This is a genomic window from Mycobacterium sp. ACS1612, from assembly GCF_001667505.1.
Lineage (GTDB): Bacteria > Actinomycetota > Actinomycetes > Mycobacteriales > Mycobacteriaceae > Mycobacterium.
Genome location: NZ_LZHZ01000021.1, coordinates 59,054 through 78,449 on the forward strand (window position 1 = coordinate 59,054; position 19,396 = coordinate 78,449).

Here is a 19,396-nt window from a genome sequence, read left to right on the forward strand (position 1 = left end):
GTTGCTCCGGCCCAGGTATCAGGCCAGCCGAGAGACGCCCACCGGACGTGTCGCCTCTAGTATCCGCTTCACCTCGAAGGCCATGTTCTTGCCGGCCACGCGGCGGCGATGGTTCATCTTCGCCAGGTTCATCTTGGCCAGTTGCCACGCCGCCACCCCCGATGGTTCAGCGTGCAGAAAATAATGCAACACGACCCCGTCCAGTACGGGTTCCAGCCAGATCTCCATGGTGCCGGTCAGCGCACCGGCCACCGTCCAGCGGTGGCCCTTGTCGGCACGGTCCTCGACCACGGTGAGCAGCAGGTCGGGCCACCAGCGTCGCCAACTGGCGGGATCGCCGACGGCCCTGCCCACCTCGACGGGATCGGCCGCGATGAAGGTCTCGTCGGCGATCTGGACGCTGTTCATGGCGTCAAGCTTCACATATGCCCCGACCGCCCCCGACGGTGGCCGACTACGCTGAAAACGGCAAGGTCGCCAGTGAATCGTTGAGAGGCTAGCAGCGTGCGCGAATACAGTGTTCCCGCAACATTCACCGTCGGTGAGCACGACAGCATCGTCAGTTCGGTGTTCAGCCACGGGCGTGACGACCCGGATCACGTGATCTTCCAGCGCCTCGTCGACGGCGCATGGACGAATGTCACATGTAAGGAAGCCGCGAGTCAGATCCGTTCGACTGCACTGGGTTTGATTGCAGAAGGCGTCCGGCCCGGTGATCGGGTCGCGGTGTTTTCGGCGACGCGCTACGAATGGCCGATCCTTGACCTCGCGATCCTGTCGGTGGGCGCGCTGACTGTGCCGATCTACGAGACCAACTCGGCCGAGCAGGTGCGGTTCGTGCTGCAGGATTCCAGCGCCGTGCTGATCTTCGCCGAGACGGACGCCCACGCCGACAAGATCGAGCATTTGGCGCAGGAACTGCCCGAGCTCCGCAAAGTCTTCCGGATCGACGGTTCCGGCCCGCAGGCGCTCGATGCACTGGCGGAGGCCGGCGCGTCGGTTGACGAGAAGGAACTCGACGACCGGCTGGCCGGGATCAGATCCGCTGACCCCGCGACACTGATCTACACCTCGGGCACCACGGGCCAGCCGAAGGGCTGCCAACTCACCCACTCCAATCTGATGTACGAGATCCGCGGCGCGAAGGACTGCTTCCCGACGCTGCTGGACAAGGGCGAGCGGATGCTGGTGTTCCTGCCGCTGGCACACGTGCTGGCCCGCGCCATCACGTTGGCGTGCTTCGCATACAAGGTCACGCTCGGCTTCACCAGTGACATCAAGAACCTGGTGCCGACGTTCGGGGTGTTCAAACCGACGCTCGTGGTGTCGGTGCCGCGGGTATTCGAGAAGGTGTACAACACCGCCGAGCAGAACGCCCGCAACGACGGTAAGGGCAAAATCTTCGACATGGCGGCCAACACCGCCATCGAATACAGCCAGGCACAGGATTCCGGCGGCGCAGGGCTGCTGCTGCGCGCGAAGCACGCCGTGTTCGACCGGTTGGTGTACGGCAAGCTGCGGGCGGCCCTCGGCGGCGAGTGCCGTGGCGCGATCTCCGGCGGTGCACCGCTTGGTGCCCGGCTCGGACACTTCTACCGCGGCGTCGGGCTGACCATCTACGAAGGTTACGGACTCACCGAGACCAGCGCGGCCGTCACCGTCAACAAGATCGACGATGTGAAGATCGGATCCGTTGGAAAGTTGTTGCCCGGCAACAACATGCGGCTGTCCGACGACGGCGAACTGCTCGTCAAGGGCGGCGTGGTGTTCAGCGGCTACTGGCACAACGACCAGGAGACCGACGCGGTCTTCACCAACGGCTGGTTCCACACAGGTGATCTCGGCGCGATCGATGACGACGGCTTCCTGACCATCGTCGGCCGCAAAAAGGAGATCATCGTCACCGCGGGCGGCAAGAACGTCGCGCCCGCGATCCTCGAGGATCGGCTGCGGGCGCATCCGCTGATCAGCCAGGCGATGGCCGTCGGCGACAAGCAGCCGTTCATCGCCGCGCTGATCACCATCGACCCCGAGGCGTTTCCCGGTTGGAAAGAGCGCAACGGCAAGGACGCGGCAGCCACCGTCGGCGATCTGGCCTCAGACCCTGATCTGATGGCCGAGGTCGAGCGGGCCGTCAAGGAGGCCAATCAGGCGGTGTCCAAAGCCGAGGCGATCCGCAAGTTCCGCATCCTGCCAGTCGATTTCACTGAGGACACCGGTGAGCTGACGCCGACGTTGAAGGTCAAGCGCAAGGTGGTCGCCGAGAAGTTCGCCAGCGACATCGACGCGTTGTACGGCTAGAGCAATTCGGCGAGGCGTTGCGCCTTGCTGCTCCACTGCCAGTTCTCGACCACCCAGCGTCGGCCGGCTTCGCCCATCCGCGCGGCGCGGTCCGGCTCGGCGAGCAGATCGCTGATCGCCGCAGCGATCGCGCCGACGTCCCAGCCGTCGACCACCACGCCGGTCTCCCCGTCGCGAACCGTCTCGGGTGCGCCGCCGGAGCGGCCCGCGACCACCGGCACGCCCGTCGCCGACGCCTCCAGGAACACGATGCCCAGCCCTTCGACGTCGAGGCCGGCGCCGCGGGTTCGGCAGGGCATCGCGAATACGTCGGCCATGGCGTGGTGGGCGGGCAGTTCGTCGCCCGGCACCCCTTCGGTGAACACCACGTGTTCGGCCACCCCGAAGCTGTGCGCCAGCCGGCGCAGCGACGTCAGATACGGGCCGCCGCCGACGATCACCAGCGCGGCGTCGGGCACCCGTTGCCGGATCGCGGGCATCGCCCGGATCAGCATGTCCTGGCCCTTGCGCGGTACCAGCCTCGATACGCAGACCACGACCGGCCGCTGACCGAGCCGGTAGCGGGCACGCAAGTCGGCCCTGGCCACCTCGTCGGGTGCGAAGCGGTCGGTGTCCACACCGGGCGGCAGGTGCTCGAGCGCGGCGTCCGCGCCGAACGCCGAGGCGAACCGGCCGCGGGTGTATTTGCTCACGTAGGTGACGACGTCGGTGCCAGTTCCGATGCGGCGCAACGCAGTTCGGGCTACCGGCAGCATCGACCAGCCGACCTCGTGGCCGTGGGTGCTGGCGATGACACGGTCGGCGCCCGCATGGCGCGCCAGCGGTGCCATCAGCGCCAGCGGCGCGGCAGCGCCGAACCAGACCGTGTCGGCGTTGTGCCGTTTGATCAACGTGCGCATCCGGCCCGCCACCGACGGCTCGGGCAGCATCAGCGTGGTCGGATGGCGCACCACCTCGTAACCGGCGGCCCGGTCGAACTCGTCTGCGCCCTTCCATTTCGGCGCGTAGACGGTCAGCGTGTGCGTACCTGCGGCGGCCAACCGGTCGACCAGGTTCTGCAGATAGGACTGGATGCCGCCGCGGCGCGGCGGAAAGTCGTTGGTGACCAACAGAACCCGGGTCATCGAGGCGGGCCGGACAACCATTGCCGCCACCGGGCCAGCACCGCGGGCAGGTCGGCGCCGAGGGTCTCGCGCACGGCGGTGGCCGCGTCCGGATGGCCGGGACTGCACGCCCGCAGATAAAGCGCGCGCAACGAGTCGGCGCCGTACGTGTCCGCGACGAACCGGCTGAACCACCAGGCCCGGTCGTACGCCTGGGACTGCTCGGGTCCGGACAGGTCCGCGTCGGTCGGCAGCCGCCATGTTGCGGCGGAGCCAGGCCGGGTCGCCGGTGGGCGGCCCACGTAATCAGCGACGCCCTCGGTCAGCCAGCGCGGCGCGTCGGCGGCGGTGACGGCACGCGACGCGAAGTGGAACAGCTCGTGGCGCAGCACAATTCGTAACGAAGCATCATTCATGCCCGACGCGCCGGGAGCGAACATGATGCGTTGGGCGGTGGTGGTGGCGGCCGTGTCGGGGCCGCCGTCAGCGAGAGTGCCGAACTCGGCGTCTGATCCCGCAGCAACGATCACGATGTCGCGCGGCCAGTCGGGGCCCCAGAACGCGGTGACGGCATTCGCGGCACCGTCCATCTCGGCCCCGATGCGGGCCAGCAACGGCGCCGTGCGCGGGCCACCCATGCCGACGAGGTGAACGGTGCGGCCGTCGCCAAGGGTCTCAATGGTTGACGCGGCGGTCGGTGTGGTCAGCGACGCGGGCGCGGCGACGACCGGACGCTCGGGCTCCGACTGCGGCCCGCCGACGAGCAGCACCCCACAGATCAACTCCGTGATCAGGATGGCCGCCAGCCGGCGACGGTCAGTAGCGACGGATGTTGTGGATCGGCGCATTGTCGACCGGAGCGACGCGCACCGGCGTGCCGTACGTGGAGGCATGCACCATCATGCCGTCACCGATGTAGATGCCCACGTGCGAAGCGTCTGAGTAGTACGTCACCAGATCGCCGGGCTGGATCTGATCCATCGACACCGGCTGCCCGCCCTGTGCAAGCGCCTGGCTGGAGTGCGGCAGCGAAATGCCGGCCTGCTGGAACGACCACATCACCAATCCGGAGCAGTCGAACTGGCCTGGGCCCGACCCGCCCCACACGTACGGTGAGCCGATCCGGCTCAGCGCGGCCTGGATGACGGTGGCGGCCTCGGGCGATCCGCCGCCCGGTGGCGCCACATCGCCCGGCGGGATGCCGTTCGGCGGCGCGGCCAGCACGCCGGGATCCGCCGGTGGCGGCGGCGCGTCGGCAGGCGGCGGTGTCGGCGCAGGCGCCGGCGGCAGCGCCGCGAGCGCGTCACGTTGTGCGGGAGTCAGCGCCTGGTACTGGGACTTGACCACGGCGATCTGGACCTGCAGCTTGCTTTGCTTGGATTGCAGGTCAGCGCGCACCGCGGCGGCCTGTTCGGCGGCGGTCTTCGCGTCGGCGGCCGATTTGGCCGACGCCTGCGCGGCCAGCGTGGCCTTCTGACCGAGGTCGCGGTAGCTCTTCATCTGCGCCGACATCTCGGATGCCATCACCCGCTGCACCGCAAGCTGATCGATCAGGCCCTGCGGCGAGTTGGCCGTCAGCATCGCGTCCAGACCGTCGGTCCTGCCGCCCATGTACTGTGCGGCAGCTAATTTGTCGACCGCGCCCTGGAACGTTGCCAATTGGGCCTTGGCCGATTCGAGGGCCGAGACGTCTGCGCCGTGCTTGGCCTCGGCGGCCTGTTGCGCTGCCAGCTTGTTGTTCAGGTCCAGCTCCGCCGAGTGCATGGCTTCGGTGGTCTGCTCGGCCTGCCGAGACAATTCATTGAGCTTTGCCAGCGCGTCGTCGGCCGGATCGGCCTGCACATGCCCGGCGAGAATGCCTCCGAATACCGTTAACCCGGCTATCGCCCCTACAACTGGTTTCCGAAGTGCGTGAAAACCACGTGTGATCCCGCGCGTGCGGCTGAACCTCAAGATTTGCGTCCTTCAGATGCCGTGACGAAACCGCGTCAAACTGCTCTTAGGTCTCAGATAGGTTACGAAACGGCCTCGGGCTTGTCCAACAGAAGACGCAAATTTAACAGCTGCCTCAGAGATCGTTATCAACGGCCTCGTAAACGAATGTCCTTACGCCACGCCGGAATCGCCGTGCCGGCGAATCGGCACCAGCCGTAATCTCGGCGCCAACCCGACATCGGCCAGTACCTCGAGCGCGCGCCGCTCGTCGTCGAGCAGTGTCTCGGGGACGCCGAGCAACACGCTGACGACACAGTCCTGACATCCGGGACCACGCACTGCGCAGTCGTCGCAGTCGATCTTCACCGTGCCTGTCTGGTTGCCCATCTGGCCCGTCCTCTCAATCGGTGTTGTCCGCACGGTATCGAGGCCCACCGACAAGTTCGTCCGCGTGGCAACCCGTTGCTGTCAGTGCAGGTGCCTACCTTCAGCGCATGGGCCAGCTGAGCTTCGCGGATGTCGACGCTCAGCTGAGTGTGCCCCTGCGAGAGACCACCTTCGTCGTCGTCGACCTCGAGACCACGGGCGGTAGAGCCTCCGGTGACAACCACGACGCGATCACCGAGATCGGCGCGGTCAAGGTGCGCGGCGGCGTGGTGCTCGGCGAGTTGGCCACCCTGGTCGACCCGCAGCGCGGCATCCCCCCGCAGATCGTCGCGCTGACCGGCATCACGTCGGCGATGGTGTGCAACGCGCCGACGATCGAGGCGGTGCTGCCGTCGTTTCTGGAGTTCTCCCGCGGCGCGGTGCTCGTCGCGCACAACGCCGGCTTCGACATCGGCTTCCTGCGCGCGGCCGCCGAACGCTGCCACATCACCTGGCCAAAGCCGCAGGTGCTGTGCACGGTGAAGCTGGCCCGCCGGGTGCTCACCCGCGACGAGGCCCCGAGCGTGCGGCTGTCCGCGCTGGCGCGGTTGTTCAGCGCCGCCACCACGCCCACGCACCGGGCACTCGATGACGCACGCGCCACCGTCGACGTGCTGCACGGGTTGATCGAGCGGGTCGGCAATCAAGGCGTGCACACCTACGCCGATCTGCGGTCCTATCTGCCCGATGTGACGCCCGCGCAGCGCAGTAAGCGGCATCTCGCCACCGCGCTACCGCACCGGCCCGGCGTCTACCTGTTCCGCGGCCCGTCGGCCGAGGTGCTCTACGTCGGCACCGCGGTGGATCTGCGCCGCCGCGTCGGCCAGTACTTCAACGGCGCCGATCCGCGCACCCGAATCAAGGAGATGGCGTCGCTGGCCACCGCCGTCGATCACGTCGAGTGCGCGCACGAACTGGAGGCGGGCGTGCGTGAACTGCGCCTGCTCGCCGCGCACGCGCCGCCCTACAACCGCAAGTCGAAGTTCCCGCGCCGGTGGTGGTGGGTGACGCTGACCGACGAGCCGTTCCCGCGATTCTCCGTCGTCCGTAATCCGAAGCGCGCCAACGCAATCGGCCCGTTTCGCGGGCGTGCCGACGCAGTCGAGACCGCCGCGCTGCTGGCCCGGTTCACCGGCGTGCGGACCTGCACGGCCCGGCTGAGCCGCTCGGCGCTGCATGTGTGCCCCGAACGCGAACTGTCGCCGTGCCCCGCCCCGCAGGGCGTCACCGCCACGCAGTACGCGGCCGCGCCTGCCCGCGCCGTCGAGTTGATCGAGGGCAGCGACAACCGGGCGCTCGCCGGTGTGCTCGCCCAGATCGCCGACCTCGCCGAGCGCAACCGCTACGAGACGGCCGCCCGGTTGCGCGACCACGCCGCAGCGGCCATCGACGTGCTGTGGCGCGGTCAGCGGCTGCGTACCCTGGCCGCGGTGGAGGAACTCGTCGCCGCGCGCCCGGACGGCGACGGCGGCTGGCACCTCGCGGTCATCAGGCACGGACAGCTGGCCGCGGCGGGCAACGCGCAACGCGGTGTGCCACCGATGCCGGTCATCGACGCGATATGCGTTGGCGCGCAAGCGGTTCTGCCGACGTCTGCGCCGCTGGGCGGCGCACTGGTCGAGGAGACCGCGTTGATCGCGCGCTGGCTGGCGCAGCCAGGGGTGCGCATCGTGCGCGCCGAACCGGGCTGGGCGTCGCCGCTGGCGGCGGCGGGCCGGTGGGCGCAGTGGGCGGCGACGGCGCGGTCGGCGCGTGCGGCGGCCGAACAACTCGAGAGGACGGACTCGTCAGGCTTTCTGGGTGAACCTCACCCAACGCGCGAGCAGCTTTTCGGCCGCCCCGGAGTCGATGGCCTCGGTGGCGCGAGCCAGGCCCGACTCCCAGGCGGGCACCCATTTGGCGTCGCTGGCTAGCCCCGCGTGCGCCACCATCGCGCCCGCCGCGTTGAGCACCACGGCATCGCGGACGGGACCCTTTGCCCCGCCGAACACCGAACGGACTTCCGCGGCATTGGATTCCGCGTCACCGCCGACCAACTCGTCGATGTGCGCCCGCGCGAAACCGAACGCCGCCGGGTCGAACGTCAGCCGCTCGACGGTGCCTGCCTGCACGCGCCAGATGGTGCTGGTGGTCGTCGTGGTGAGCTCGTCGAGCCCGTCGTCGCCGTGCACCACCAGCACGCTGGACCGGCGGGTGGCGAACACACCCGCCATCACCTCGGCCAGCTCACCCCACGCGCAGCCGATCAGACCCGCCCGCGGCGAGGCCGGATTGGTCAGCGGCCCGAGCAGATTGAAGACCGTCGGCACCCCGATCTCGCGGCGCACCACCCCGGCGTGCCGGTACGACGGATGAAACTGCGGCGCGAACGCGAAGCCGATCCCGACCTCGGCCACGCTGCGCGCGACCTCATCAGGCCCCAGGTCGATGCGCACCCCCAGCGCCTCGAGCGTGTCGGCCCCGCCGGACAGCGACGACGCCGCGCGGTTTCCGTGCTTGATCACCGGCACCCCGGCCGCAGCCACCACGATCGCCGCCATCGTCGACAGGTTGACGGTGTTTGCTCCGTCACCGCCGGTGCCGACGATGTCGACGGTCTCGTTGCCGATCACATCGGTGGGCACCCGGCGCGCGTGCTTGAGCATCGTGTCGGCCAGCTCAGTCACCTCGCCGGAGGTCGGGCGCTTCATCTTCATCGACACGCCGAAGCCGGCGATCTGAGCCGGCGTCGCGACACCGGTCATGATCTGGTCCATCGCCCACGCGGCCTGCCCTGAAAGCAGCGCCTGACCTGTGGTCAAGCGGCCGAGAATGTGGGGCCAGGTGAACGCGTCGGGAGAAGTCACCCGCCGATTATGTCGAATTGCCTGACCCGGGTGGAGTTCAACAACTACAAAGCGTCATACTTGCTCCTGTGACGAGCGCTGTAGGGACCTCGGGAACCGCCATCACGTCGCGAGTACATTCGCTGAACCGACCGAACATGGTCAGTGTCGGCACCATCGTGTGGTTGTCCAGTGAGCTGATGTTCTTTGCTGGGCTGTTCGCGATGTACTTCACGGCACGTGCTCAGGCGCAAGGCGACTGGCCGCCGCACCCCACCGAACTGAACCTGTATCAGGCGGTTCCGGTGACGCTGGTGCTGATTGCCTCGTCGTTCACCTGCCAGATGGGCGTGTTCGCCGCTGAGCGTGGCGACGTGTTCGGGCTGCGACGCTGGTACTTCATCACCTTCCTGATGGGCGCCTTCTTCGTCGCCGGGCAGGGCTACGAGTACATGCACCTGGTGGAGCACGGCACCACGATCGCCGGCAGCGCCTACGGTTCGGTCTTCTATCTGGCCACCGGCTTCCACGGCCTGCACGTCATCGGCGGTCTGATCGCCTTCATCTTCCTGCTTGCGCGCACCACGATGAGTAAGTTCACTCCGGCGCAGGCCACCGCCGCGATCGTCGTCTCGTACTACTGGCATTTCGTCGACATCGTCTGGATTGCGCTGTTCGCCACCATCTACTTTGTCCGATGAGAAGGGGTTCGATGACCGAGAAGGCGCCCGGGGCCGGAAGGCCGGCGACCTTGAGACAGCGTCGGCTGCGCCGGCGTCTATCGGCAGCACTGCTGCTGCTGGTCGGGCTGGCAGTCGCCGGTGGCCTGGCGGCCACCCTCACGCCGACCCCGCAGGTCGCGGTCGCCGACGAGGCGTCGTCCGCGCTGCTGCGCACCGGTAAGCAGTTGTTCGACACCTCGTGTGTCACCTGCCATGGCGCCAACCTGCAGGGTGTGCCGGACCGCGGCCCCAGCCTGATCGGCGTCGGCGAGGCCGCCGTCTACTTCCAGGTGTCGACCGGCCGGATGCCCGCGATGCGCGGCGAGGCACAGGCGGCGCGCAAACCACCGATCTTCGACGAGTCGCAGATCGACGCGCTGGGCGCCTACGTCCAGGCCAACGGCGGCGGGCCGACGGCCCCCCGCGACGAAAACGGTCAGATCGCCAACGAGTCGCTGCTGGGTAACGACGTCGCGCGCGGCGGCGACCTGTTCCGGCTGAACTGCGCCTCCTGCCACAACTTCACCGGTAAGGGCGGTGCGCTGTCGTCGGGCAAGTACGCACCCGACCTCGCACCTGCCGAGCCCGCGCAGATCTACACCGCAATGCTGACCGGTCCCCAGAACATGCCGAAGTTCTCCGACCGCCAACTGAGCCCCGACGAGAAGCGCGACATCGTCGCCTACGTTCGCGAGGCCACGCATGCGGCGAATCCGGGCGGCTACGGCCTGGGTGGCTTCGGACCGTCGTCTGAAGGCATGGCGATGTGGATCATCGGCATTGTCGGTGTGGTGGCAGTTGCGCTGTGGATCGGAGCGCGAGCATGAGCGAAACGTCAGGCGTCAAGGGCAGCGACACCCCCGGCCAGCAGGGTGTGCCGGGACAGCCGACCGACGCCGAACTGGCTGCGATGAGCCGTGAGGAACTGGTCGCGCTCGGCGGGAAGCTGGACGGCGTCGAGACCGTCTTCAAGGAGGACCGCTGGGCGATCCCCGGCACCAAGGCCGAGAAGCGGGCCGAACGTTCGGTCGCATATTGGCTTCTGTTCGGCGGTATTTCGGGTCTGGCGCTGCTGCTGATCTTCTTGTTCTGGCCGTGGGAGTACAGGCCGACGGGTGATGCGGGCGAGATCTGGTATCAGCTGGCCACCCCGCTGTACGGCCTGACGTTCGGCCTGTCGATCCTCGCGATCGGCATCGGCGCGGTGCTGTTCCAGAAGAAGTTCATCCCCGAGGAGATCTCGATTCAGGAGCGCCACGACGGCCGCTCCCCCGAACTCCAGCGCAGGACAGTCGCCGCCAACCTCACCGATGCGCTGGAGGGCTCAACGCTTAAGCGGCGCAAGGTGATCGGCCTTTCGCTGGGCATCGGCCTCGGCGCGTTCGGGCTCGGCACGCTGGTCGCGTTCATCGGCGGGCTGATCAAGAATCCGTGGAAGCCGGTGGTGCAGACCGCGGACGGCAAGAAAGCCGTGCTGTGGACGTCGGGTTGGACTCCCCGCTTCGAGGGCGAAACCATCTTCCTTGCGCGGGCCACCGGCAGGCCGGGCGAGTCGCCGTTCGTGAAGATGCGGCCCGAGGACATCGACGCGGGCGGCATGGAGACGGTGTTCCCGTGGCGGGAATCCGACGGCGACGGCACCGACGTCCATTCGCACGAGCGGCTTTCCGAGATCGCGATGGGTGTGCGTAACCCCGTCATGCTGATCCGTATCAAGTCCACCGACATGCCGAAGGTGGTCAAGCGCAAGGGCCAGGAGAGTTTCAACTTCGGCGAGTTGTTCGCCTACACGAAGGTGTGCTCGCACTTGGGTTGCCCCGCTTCACTTTACGAACAGCAGACTTATCGCATCCTTTGCCCGTGCCACCAGTCGCAGTTCGACGCGTTGCACTTTGCAAAGCCCATATTCGGTCCTGCTGCGCGCGCGTTGGCGCAGCTGCCCATCACCATCGATAAAGACGGGTACCTGGTCGCCAACGGCGACTTCATCGAACCTGTCGGACCGGCATTCTGGGAGCGGAGCTCATGAGTCCGAAACTGCCAAAGCCGAACATGGCTGAAATCGCCGCGGCACAAGGCGATGCGATCGATTCGAGATACCACCCGTCCGCGGCGGTGCGTCGCCAGCTGAACAAGGTGTTTCCTACCCACTGGTCGTTCCTGCTGGGCGAGATCGCGTTGTACAGCTTCATCGTGCTGTTGATCACCGGTGTGTATCTGACCCTGTTCTTCGACGCGTCGATGGCCGAGGTCACTTACAACGGCGTATATCAACCACTGCGCGGTGTCGAGATGTCAAAGGCCTACGCGTCCACCCTCGACATCAGCTTCGAGATCCGCGGCGGCCTGTTCGTCAGGCAGGTACACCACTGGGCGGCGCTGATGTTCGCCGCCGCGATCATGGTGCACCTGGCACGCATCTTCTTCACCGGCGCATTCCGCAAACCCCGCGAGGCCAACTGGGTGATCGGCTCACTGCTGTTGATCCTGGCGATGTTCGAGGGCTATTTCGGCTACTCGCTGCCCGACGATCTGCTGTCGGGCATCGGCCTGCGTGCCGCGCTTTCGTCGATCACGCTGGGCATGCCCGTCATCGGCACCTGGTTGCACTGGGCACTGTTCGGTGGCGACTTCCCCTGCGGCGGCGTGGGTTACCAGTGTTCCGCGGACGGCGTCCTGCTGCCCCGTATGTACGCACTGCACATCCTGCTGATTCCAGGAATCATCTTGGCGCTCATCGGTGTTCACCTGGCGCTTGTCTGGTTCCAGAAGCACACCCAGTTCCCCGGCCCTGGCCGCACCGAGAAGAACGTGGTGGGTGTGCGCGTCATGCCGGTGTTCGCCGTCAAGTCGGGCGCGTTCTTCGCGATGGTCACCGGCATCCTCGGCTTGATGGGTGGCTTGTTGCAGATCAACCCGATCTGGCAATTGGGCCCGTACAAGCCGTCGCAGGTGTCGGCGGGTAGCCAGCCCGACTTCTACATGATGTGGACGGAAGGCCTGGCGCGTATCTGGCCGCCGTGGGAGTTCTATCCCTTCGGGCACACCATCCCGGCGCCCGTCTGGGTGGCGCTCATCATGGGTCTGGTGTTCGTGCTGTTGATCGCCTACCCGTTCCTCGAGCAGCGGCTAACTGGCGACAAGGCGCACCACAACTTGTTGCAGCGACCGCGAGACGCACCGGTACGCACCTCGATTGGCGCGATGGCGATCGCGTTCTACATGGTGCTGACGCTGGCGGCGATGAACGACATCATCGCGCTGAAGTTCCACATTTCGCTGAACGCGACGACGTGGATCGGCCGCATCGGCATGGTGGTGCTGCCCGCGATCGTCTACTACATCACCTACCGGTGGTGTGTCGGACTACAGCGCAGCGACCGTGCGGTGCTCGAGCACGGCATCGAGACCGGCATCATCAAGCGACTGCCGCACGGCGCCTACATCGAGTTGCACCAACCGCTCGGGCCGGTCGACGAGCACGGCCACCCGATTCCGTTGGAGTACCAGGGCGCAGCCGTGCCCAAGCGGATGAACAAGCTGGGCTCCGCGGGTGCACCGGGCACGGGCAGCTTCCTGACCGCCGACCCGGTCTCGGAGCATGAGGCGCTCACCGAAGCGGCGCACGCGTCAGAGCGCAGGGCGCTGACCGCATTGCGTGAGCACCAGGGCCGCAACGGCTCGTCCAACGGCGAGACCAACGGGCATCACTGAACTGGCGTAAGAAGCGACATCGGGATCAGACCTGACGCACACCATCCGCGCGATTGCGCGGGTGTGTCGGGTCTGATCTCGTCGCGTTTACTGCTCCACAACAGCGCGCAGTTCGCGTAGGTAGAACCACGGAATCGCGGGCATTCCCAACGTGATCAGGCCGGCGACGGCGTAGCACACCCACGCCACGGTGTTGTGGTCGACGGCCATCAGATACGTCGCGACGCCAACGGCCATGACGGCCAACCCCATCGCGATCGCGATGACCACCGCACACCGCAGCCAAACCCGATCGATGGCCTCCTCCAACGGATTTGGCGGCGCGACGATCGCCTCCCGGGTGGGATAGCCGGGCCCTGCGGCAGGCGGTGCGCCGATCCGGATCTTCTCCGTCGGCGCCTCCGCGCCGCGCACCGGGGCCTGCGGGTGAATCGGGGCAGCGCGGACCGGGGTACGCACCGGTGCCGGCGGCTCTTCGAGCGCGGCGCGGCGTGCGCGCAGCAGCAGCGGCACCGCGCCGATGATCACCGCCGCCGAGATCGCGATCACCGCGTACAGCAGCCACGGCGTCTCAGAGTCCCCCGTCGACTGCGCATGCCCGGTGCCCAGGTCGACGAGCGCCACAGTCGCTGCCACGCCTGCGCCGAGGGCGACCAGCCACACGCCGGCGCACGCGCCCACCAAAATGCGGTCGGTACGGTCGAATTCGCCCATCAGCAGCTGGTCTGCGCGGCGTTGTTGGTGTTCGACGAGAGCACGGTGCCGTCGCTCGTCGTGATCGAGCAGTTGAGCCGGCTGACCAGGAACAGGCTGGACGCCTGCACCGAGCCGACTTCCGACTGCGAGATCGGTGTCACCGTCAGCGACCACGGTATGTAGACGTTGCGCTGGGTGCGGCTGCGGCCGGACGCGTCGATGTAAGTGACCGTGATGATGTCGCCGGGCGCCTTGGTGCCGGTGACCGAGTAGGTGACCTGCCGCGGCCCCGCGGGCGTCGTGGTGGTCGGCGGTGGCGGCGCCGCGGACGTGGCCGGCGGAGGCGGCGGCGCCTCGGCGGCAGGGGGCGGAGGCGGCGGCGCGGGCTCCTGCGTCACCGTCACGGTCTCAGGTGGCGGTGGCGGGGGCGGCGCTTCGGTCGTCGTCTCCGGCGGCGGTGGTGGCGGTGGCGGCGGTGTGGTCGTCGTGATCTCGTCCTGCACCGGCGGCGGAGTGGTGGTGCTGGTCGCGGGTGTCGCGAGGTTGTCGGTGTCCGTCCGGGTCACCAGCACCGATACGGAGGCGACGAGCGCGATCGCGGCCACGATGGCCGCCACCCCCACCACCCACGGCCAGCGCGGCGGCCTGCCCTGCTCGGCCAGATCGGCCGCAGGCTCATAGCTGTCGTAGTCGTACAACGACGAGTCGGCGGGCACGTAGGGACCGCTGGTGAACTGTTCGGACTCAGGGGCGGAGTAGGCCTGCGAATAGAACTCGGTCTCACCCGCTTCGGGTGCCGCGGACTGGTCCGACGTGGGCTGATCGCCTGGCTCCTGACCCGGCTTATCCGACCCTTCAGATCCTGGGGGATTCGGCCCGCTCATCTACGCCTATCCTTTTCGACTACTCTCCGGCGCGGTTGACCGTGCCCCGGCAACACTACCCAAAGCCATTGGCCGATCGGCTCTCACAATGCGGTCCGCGGGCGAACTGTTGTCCCGATTGTGACCTTGGTGAAGTCAGTGCTTCTCGGGGCCGGTGTAGTACTCGAAAACCAAACCTGCGGCCGTGAAGAGCACAAAGCACGCGCCCGCCGCGATCAGCCACGGCAACCACAGCGCGACGCCGACGGCGGTGACAGAGGCCGACAACGCGATGGCCACCGGCCACCAGCTGTGCGGGCTGTAGAAGCCGAGTTCGCCCGCGCCATCGCTGACCTCAGCGTCCTCGTAGTCCTCGGGCCGGGTATCGAGCCTGCGGGCGACGAACCGGAAGAACGTCCCGGTGATCAGGGTCAACCCGGACGTCATCACCAGCGCCGTGGTGCCTGCCCACTCCACACCACCGTTGGCGAACAGCGCGGTGAGCACCCCGTACACCACCGCCGACAGGACGAAGAAGGCGGTGAGGAACTCGAACAACCTGGCTTCGATGTGCATGTGGTGTCCCTACTTGCTTGCCTGCGGGGGCACGCCGACCTGTTCGCCGCGGCGCGTGTCGAACGGATGCGTGGTGACGGCCGTCGGCGGCTGGTTGATCGCCTGCAACGCCTCGGCGTTGGACTTACCGGCGATCCGCTGCTGCAGATAAGCCTTGAAGTCGTTGGGTTCGACCACGCGAACCTCGAAGTTCATCATCGAGTGGTAGGTGCCGCAGAGTTCGGCGCAGCGGCCGACGAATGCGCCGGTCTTGGTGATCTCGCTGACCTGCCACTTGTTGTCCTGGTGGTTGGCCTCAGGATCGGGGTACACGTCGCGCTTGAACAGGAACTCCGGCACCCAGAACGCATGCGCGACGTCGGCGGAGGCCTGCTGGAACTCGATGCGCTTACCCTTCGGCAGCACCAGGATCGGGATCTCGCTGGAGGTGCCCAGCGTCTCGACCTTGTCGAAGTTCAGGTAGGTGCGGTCTTCCGGGTTCAGCCCGCGCACCGCGCCGACGCGCTCCTGGCCGTGCTCGTCCACACCCTCGGGCTTCGACTCCATCGCGGCCTTGCGCGCGTTGTCGGCTCCGTCGTAAGTGAAGGTGCCGTCGCCGAAGTTGACCTTCTGATATCCGAACTTCCAGTTCCACTGGAACGCCGTGATGTCGACGACGACCTCGGGGTTCGGATCCTTGTGCAGCATCTTCTCCTGCACCACCACGGTGAAGTAGAACAGCACCGAGATGATCAGGAACGGCGTGACGGTGAGCACCAGTTCCAGCGGCATGTTGTAGCCGAACTGGCGCGGCAACTCGGTGTCGCCCTTCTTGAGCCGGTGAAACGCCGAGCTCCAGAAGATCAGCGCCCACACGATCACACCGACCACCAGTGCCGCGATCAGTGAGCCGATCCACAGTTCGCGGTTCGCGTGCGCCTCGGGCGTGATGCCCTCCGGCCAGCCAAGACCGAGAACCTCGGACCAGCTACATCCGCTGAGCAGCACCGCAGCGCCGCCGAGGATCATCGACAACGCGACCGTCTTCAGCCCGCGACGTGCCACGTTGAAGCCTCCTACGAAGTCGATAGACCGCCGAGCGGTCACTTGCCGCAGTGAATACTACGCAGCGTAGACCACGCCGCGACGCCGGTCTCGACACACTCCGTCTATTCGGCATACTGGCGCGGTGTGCGGACTGCTGGCCCTGCTTACCGACCCGTCCGCTGACGTCTCGGACGCGCTGGTCGACACCGTTTCCGGGGCGTCGCATCTGATGCGGCACCGCGGCCCCGACGAGCCTGGCACATGGTCGGACGACCGTGTCGTGCTCGGCTTCAACCGGCTGTCGATCATCGACATCGCCCACAGCCACCAGCCGTTGCGCTGGGGTCCGCCCGAGTCCCCGGACCGCTACGTGCTGGTGTTCAACGGCGAGATCTACAACTACCTGGAATTGCGTGAAGCGCTGCGCTCCGAGTTCGGCGCGGTGTTTTCCACCGACGGCGACGGCGAAGCCATCATCGCCGCCTACCACCACTGGGGCACCGCCGCGCTGACCCGGTTGCGTGGCATGTTCGCGTTCGCGTTGTGGGACACGGTCGCGCAGGAACTGTTGTGCGCCCGCGACCCGTTCGGCATCAAGCCGCTGTACATGGCGACCGGGCCCGGTGGCACCGCGGTCGGCAGCGAGAAGAAATGCCTGCTGGAACTCGCCGACAGCCTTGGCATCGATCTGGGCATCGACGAGCGCGCCGTGCAGCACTACACCGTGTTGCAATACGTGCCGGAACCCGAGTCGTTGCACCTCGGCATCAGGCGTCTTGAGTCGGGCAGTTACACCAGGGTGCGGCCGGGCCAGCCGCCGGAGGTGACGCGGTACTTCACGCCGCGCTTCGCCGCGGTGCCTTTCGCCGCTGGCGCCCAGCAGAGCCGCTACGACGAGATCACCGCGGTGCTCGAGGATTCGGTCGCCAAGCACATGCGCGCCGACGTCACCGTCGGCGCCTTCCTGTCGGGCGGTATCGATTCCACCGCGATCGCCGCGCTGGCGATGCGCCACAACCCCAGACTGATCACGTTCACCACCGGCTTCGAACGCGAGGGCTTCTCCGAGGTCGACGTCGCGGTCGCATCGGCCGAGGCGATCGGTGCGCGCCACGTGACGAAGGTAGTCAGTCAAGCCGAGTTCGTCGCTGCCCTGCCCGAAATCGTCTGGTATCTCGACGAACCCGTCGCCGACCCCGCACTGGTGCCGCTGTTCTTCATCGCCAGGGAGGCCCGCAAGCACGTCAAGGTGGTGCTGTCCGGCGAGGGCGCTGACGAGCTGTTCGGCGGCTATACGATCTATCGGGAACCGTTGTCGCTGCGTCCTTTCGACTATCTCCCCCGCCCTGTCCGACGCTCGCTCGGCAAGGCGTCGAAACCGTTGCCGGAAGGCATGCGCGGCAAGAGCCTGCTGCACCGCGGGTCGCTCACCCTCGAGGAGCGCTACTACGGAAACGCCCGCAGCTTCTCCGACGACCAACTGCGGGCGGTGCTGCCCGGCTTCCGTCAGGAATGGACGCACACCGACATCACCGCGCCCATCTACGCCACCTCGGACGGCTGGGACCCGGTGGCGCGTATGCAGCACATCGACCTGTTCACCTGGCTGCGCGGCGACATCCTGGTCAAGGCCGACAAGATGACCATGGCCAATTCACTCGAACTGCGGGTGCCGTTCCTGGATCCCGAAGTCTTCGCGGTCGCGTCCCGACTTCCCGCCGATCAGAAGATCACAAGGGCCACAACGAAATACGCGCTGCGCAAGGCGCTGGAGCCCATCGTGCCCGGCCATGTGCTCAACCGGCCGAAGCTGGGCTTCCCGGTGCCGATCCGGCATTGGCTGCGCGCAGGCGAGTTGATGGACTGGGCGTACGCCACCATCGCCGCCTCACAGGCAGGCGAACACGTCGACCTCACCGCGGTGCGCGCCATGCTCGACGAACACCGCGGCGGCGCCGCCGATCACAGCCGCCGGTTGTGGACGGTGCTGATCTTCATGCTCTGGCACGCGATCTTCGTCGAGCGCAGCGTGACCCCGCAGATCAGCGAACCGACCTACCCGGTGCAGCTCTAGCTCAGGGCTGCGCCGGCTATCTGTCAGCGCCGAGCGCCTCCGAGATCTCGGCACCCGCGTCGGCTCCGTAGGCGTCGGACAGCCGCTTGACCGCAGAGTCCTTGTCCCACACCCATTCCTGCGGTCCCGGCGCCTCGAGCACCAGGGTCGCCACCATCGAGGCGAGCTGAGCGGACCGCTCGAGGCTCAGACCTGCGCTGCGGCCGGTGAGGAAGCCGGCACGGAACGCGTCACCGATGCCGGTGGGGTCGGCCTTGTGCGTCTCGGGCACCACGTCGACGTGAACGAAGGTGCCGTCGCGGCCGACGATGTCAACGCCCTTCTCCCCCAGCGTCGTGATGCGCATCTCGATCTGACGCATCACCTCTGCCTCCGACCACTCGGACTTCTGCAACAGCAGGTCCCATTCGTAGTCGTTGGTGAACAGGTAGGTCGCGCCGTCGATCAGTTGGCGGATCTGATCGGCGGATAACCGGGCCAACTGCTGCGACGGGTCGGCCGCGAACGCAAGCCCGAGCGTGCGGCACTCCTCGGTGTGCAGGAACATCGCGTCGGGATCGTTGGCTCCGATGATCACCAAATCAGTTGTGCCCGTGCGGGATACAACGTCAGCGAGCTTGATGTTGCGGGCCTCCGACATCGCTCCGGGGTAGAAGGACGCGAGTTGGGCCATGACGTCGTCGGTGGTGCAGACGAACCGTGCGGTGTAGGCGGATTCGGAGATCAACACGCTGTCGCAGTCCACGCCGTGCTCCGTCAACCACTGCCGGTAGTCATCGAAATCCTTGCCTGCAGCGCCGACCAGCGCGACGTCACCGCCGAGCACACCGATGGCGTAGGCCATGTTTCCCGCCACGCCGCCACGGTGGATGACCAGATCGTCGACGAGGAAGCTCAACGACACCTTCTGGAGGTGATCCGGCAGCAGCTGTTCGGAGAACCGACCAGGAAAACGCATGAGATGGTCGGTCGCAATCGATCCGGTCACCGCAATGGTCACGAAACGTCACCCTTCATTTATTAAGCCGTCTACATAACCTTACCGACGGAGTTCCCGCAGACGGTGCGCTAACCTGCCTACAAGTGCCCGCTCGGTCACTGTAGACAGGCAAATCCATCGACACATCTCGGGGGA

Annotated in this window: 17 protein-coding genes and 1 pseudogene; 7 read left to right on the forward strand and 11 right to left on the reverse strand. The window is 67.0% G+C overall.

Going from position 1 to position 19,396, the window contains the following annotated elements:
- Nucleotides 1-18 precede the first annotated feature (18 nt).
- Nucleotides 19-408 (reverse strand): polyketide cyclase / dehydrase and lipid transport, encoded by a 390-nt coding sequence (locus A5724_RS08375; RefSeq protein ID WP_067799279.1) that lies wholly within the window; start codon nucleotides 406-408, stop codon nucleotides 19-21.
- Between the two features lie 96 nt (nucleotides 409-504).
- Here A5724_RS08375 and A5724_RS08380 point away from each other — a divergent pair, with 96 nt between their 5' ends.
- Nucleotides 505-2,301, forward strand: a complete 1,797-nt coding sequence (locus A5724_RS08380) for a long-chain fatty acid--CoA ligase (protein ID WP_067799144.1) — start codon at nucleotides 505-507, stop codon at nucleotides 2,299-2,301.
- On the opposite strand, the gene A5724_RS08385 is transcribed toward A5724_RS08380, so the two are convergent.
- The 4 genes from A5724_RS08385 to A5724_RS08400 form a co-directional block, all read right to left on the reverse strand.
- Complete coding sequence (locus tag A5724_RS08385; RefSeq protein ID WP_067799147.1) at nucleotides 2,298-3,425, reverse strand: glycosyltransferase family 4 protein; 1,128 nt, start codon at nucleotides 3,423-3,425, stop codon at nucleotides 2,298-2,300. The genes A5724_RS08380 and A5724_RS08385 overlap by 4 nt on opposite strands.
- Complete coding sequence (locus tag A5724_RS08390; RefSeq protein ID WP_067799150.1) at nucleotides 3,422-4,252, reverse strand: peptidase; 831 nt, start codon at nucleotides 4,250-4,252, stop codon at nucleotides 3,422-3,424. The genes A5724_RS08385 and A5724_RS08390 overlap by 4 nt, the downstream gene beginning before the upstream one ends.
- Nucleotides 4,221-5,357, reverse strand: coding sequence for a peptidoglycan hydrolase RipC (gene ripC / locus A5724_RS08395; protein ID WP_369830616.1), 1,137 nt, complete (start codon nucleotides 5,355-5,357; stop codon nucleotides 4,221-4,223). The genes A5724_RS08390 and ripC overlap by 32 nt, the downstream gene beginning before the upstream one ends.
- Before the next feature lie 153 nt (nucleotides 5,358-5,510).
- The gene (locus tag A5724_RS08400; protein WP_067799153.1) at nucleotides 5,511-5,726 is read right to left on the reverse strand and encodes a hypothetical protein; all 216 of its coding nucleotides are present in this window, start codon (nucleotides 5,724-5,726) and stop codon (nucleotides 5,511-5,513) included.
- A 107-nt stretch (nucleotides 5,727-5,833) separates the two neighbouring features.
- Between A5724_RS08400 and A5724_RS08405 the strand changes: the two are divergent.
- Nucleotides 5,834-7,615, forward strand: a pseudogene (locus A5724_RS08405) (DEDD exonuclease domain-containing protein); the annotation flags it as partial.
- Here A5724_RS08405 and trpD read toward each other — a convergent pair.
- Nucleotides 7,553-8,629 (reverse strand): anthranilate phosphoribosyltransferase, encoded by a 1,077-nt coding sequence (gene trpD / locus A5724_RS32950; RefSeq protein ID WP_232004749.1) that lies wholly within the window; start codon nucleotides 8,627-8,629, stop codon nucleotides 7,553-7,555. The pseudogene A5724_RS08405 and the gene trpD sit on opposite strands and share 63 nt — an antisense overlap.
- Before the next feature lie 50 nt (nucleotides 8,630-8,679).
- Here trpD and A5724_RS08420 point away from each other — a divergent pair, with 50 nt between their 5' ends.
- The 4 genes from A5724_RS08420 to A5724_RS08435 are packed head-to-tail and all read left to right on the forward strand — an operon-like array spanning nucleotide 8,680 to nucleotide 13,026.
- On the forward strand, nucleotides 8,680-9,291 hold the full coding sequence (locus A5724_RS08420; RefSeq protein WP_067799166.1) for a heme-copper oxidase subunit III: 612 nt from the start codon (nucleotides 8,680-8,682) through the stop codon (nucleotides 9,289-9,291).
- An 11-nt stretch (nucleotides 9,292-9,302) separates the two neighbouring features.
- Complete coding sequence (locus tag A5724_RS08425) at nucleotides 9,303-10,139, forward strand: c-type cytochrome (RefSeq protein WP_067799169.1); 837 nt, start codon at nucleotides 9,303-9,305, stop codon at nucleotides 10,137-10,139.
- A complete protein-coding gene (locus tag A5724_RS08430; RefSeq protein ID WP_067799173.1) occupies nucleotides 10,136-11,341 on the forward strand; it encodes a ubiquinol-cytochrome c reductase iron-sulfur subunit in 1,206 nt (401 codons plus the stop codon). The genes A5724_RS08425 and A5724_RS08430 overlap by 4 nt, the downstream gene beginning before the upstream one ends.
- The gene (locus A5724_RS08435; protein ID WP_067799176.1) at nucleotides 11,338-13,026 is read left to right on the forward strand and encodes a cytochrome bc complex cytochrome b subunit; all 1,689 of its coding nucleotides are present in this window, start codon (nucleotides 11,338-11,340) and stop codon (nucleotides 13,024-13,026) included. The genes A5724_RS08430 and A5724_RS08435 overlap by 4 nt, the downstream gene beginning before the upstream one ends.
- An 87-nt stretch (nucleotides 13,027-13,113) precedes the next feature.
- Here the strand turns inward: A5724_RS08435 and A5724_RS08440 are convergent, their stop codons facing one another.
- From A5724_RS08440 to A5724_RS08455, 4 genes are all read right to left on the reverse strand, one after another.
- A complete protein-coding gene (locus A5724_RS08440) occupies nucleotides 13,114-13,740 on the reverse strand; it encodes a DUF2561 family protein (protein ID WP_067799179.1) in 627 nt (208 codons plus the stop codon).
- Entirely contained in the window at nucleotides 13,740-14,606 is an 867-nt protein-coding gene (locus tag A5724_RS08445; RefSeq protein WP_067799182.1) for an MmpS family transport accessory protein, read from the reverse strand. The genes A5724_RS08440 and A5724_RS08445 overlap by 1 nt, the downstream gene beginning before the upstream one ends.
- A 135-nt stretch (nucleotides 14,607-14,741) precedes the next feature.
- Nucleotides 14,742-15,161, reverse strand: coding sequence for a cytochrome c oxidase subunit 4 (locus A5724_RS08450; protein WP_067799185.1), 420 nt, complete (start codon nucleotides 15,159-15,161; stop codon nucleotides 14,742-14,744).
- A gap of 9 nt (nucleotides 15,162-15,170) precedes the next feature.
- The gene (locus A5724_RS08455; RefSeq protein WP_067799283.1) at nucleotides 15,171-16,169 is read right to left on the reverse strand and encodes a cytochrome c oxidase subunit II; all 999 of its coding nucleotides are present in this window, start codon (nucleotides 16,167-16,169) and stop codon (nucleotides 15,171-15,173) included.
- Nucleotides 16,170-16,329: 160 nt separating this feature from the next.
- Between A5724_RS08455 and asnB the strand changes: the two genes are divergently transcribed.
- Entirely contained in the window at nucleotides 16,330-18,261 is a 1,932-nt protein-coding gene (gene asnB, locus A5724_RS08460) for an asparagine synthase (glutamine-hydrolyzing) (RefSeq protein WP_067799188.1), read from the forward strand.
- Nucleotides 18,262-18,277: 16 nt separating this feature from the next.
- On the opposite strand, the gene A5724_RS08465 is transcribed toward asnB, so the two are convergent.
- On the reverse strand, nucleotides 18,278-19,261 hold the full coding sequence (locus A5724_RS08465) for a carbohydrate kinase family protein (RefSeq protein WP_067799191.1): 984 nt from the start codon (nucleotides 19,259-19,261) through the stop codon (nucleotides 18,278-18,280).
- Nucleotides 19,262-19,396: the final 135 nt, after the last annotated feature.

Excerpts from the sequence above, each read along its gene's own strand:
- A5724_RS08375 (WP_067799279.1), bottom strand. The coding sequence starts at position 408 with ATGAACAGCGTCCAGATCGCCGACGAGACCTTCATCGCGGCCGATCCC.
- A5724_RS08385 (WP_067799147.1), bottom strand. The coding sequence starts at position 3,425 with ATGACCCGGGTTCTGTTGGTCACCAACGACTTTCCGCCGCGCCGCGGC.
- A5724_RS08390 (WP_067799150.1), bottom strand. The coding sequence starts at position 4,252 with ATGCGCCGATCCACAACATCCGTCGCTACTGACCGTCGCCGGCTGGCG.
- A5724_RS08400 (WP_067799153.1), bottom strand. The coding sequence starts at position 5,726 with ATGGGCAACCAGACAGGCACGGTGAAGATCGACTGCGACGACTGCGCA.
- A5724_RS08425 (WP_067799169.1), top strand. The coding sequence starts at position 9,303 with ATGACCGAGAAGGCGCCCGGGGCCGGAAGGCCGGCGACCTTGAGACAG.
- A5724_RS08430 (WP_067799173.1), top strand. The coding sequence starts at position 10,136 with ATGAGCGAAACGTCAGGCGTCAAGGGCAGCGACACCCCCGGCCAGCAG.
- A5724_RS08435 (WP_067799176.1), top strand. The coding sequence starts at position 11,338 with ATGAGTCCGAAACTGCCAAAGCCGAACATGGCTGAAATCGCCGCGGCA.
- A5724_RS08440 (WP_067799179.1), bottom strand. The coding sequence starts at position 13,740 with ATGGGCGAATTCGACCGTACCGACCGCATTTTGGTGGGCGCGTGCGCC.
- A5724_RS08445 (WP_067799182.1), bottom strand. The coding sequence starts at position 14,606 with ATGAGCGGGCCGAATCCCCCAGGATCTGAAGGGTCGGATAAGCCGGGT.
- A5724_RS08450 (WP_067799185.1), bottom strand. The coding sequence starts at position 15,161 with ATGCACATCGAAGCCAGGTTGTTCGAGTTCCTCACCGCCTTCTTCGTC.
- A5724_RS08455 (WP_067799283.1), bottom strand. The coding sequence starts at position 16,169 with ATGATCCTCGGCGGCGCTGCGGTGCTGCTCAGCGGATGTAGCTGGTCC.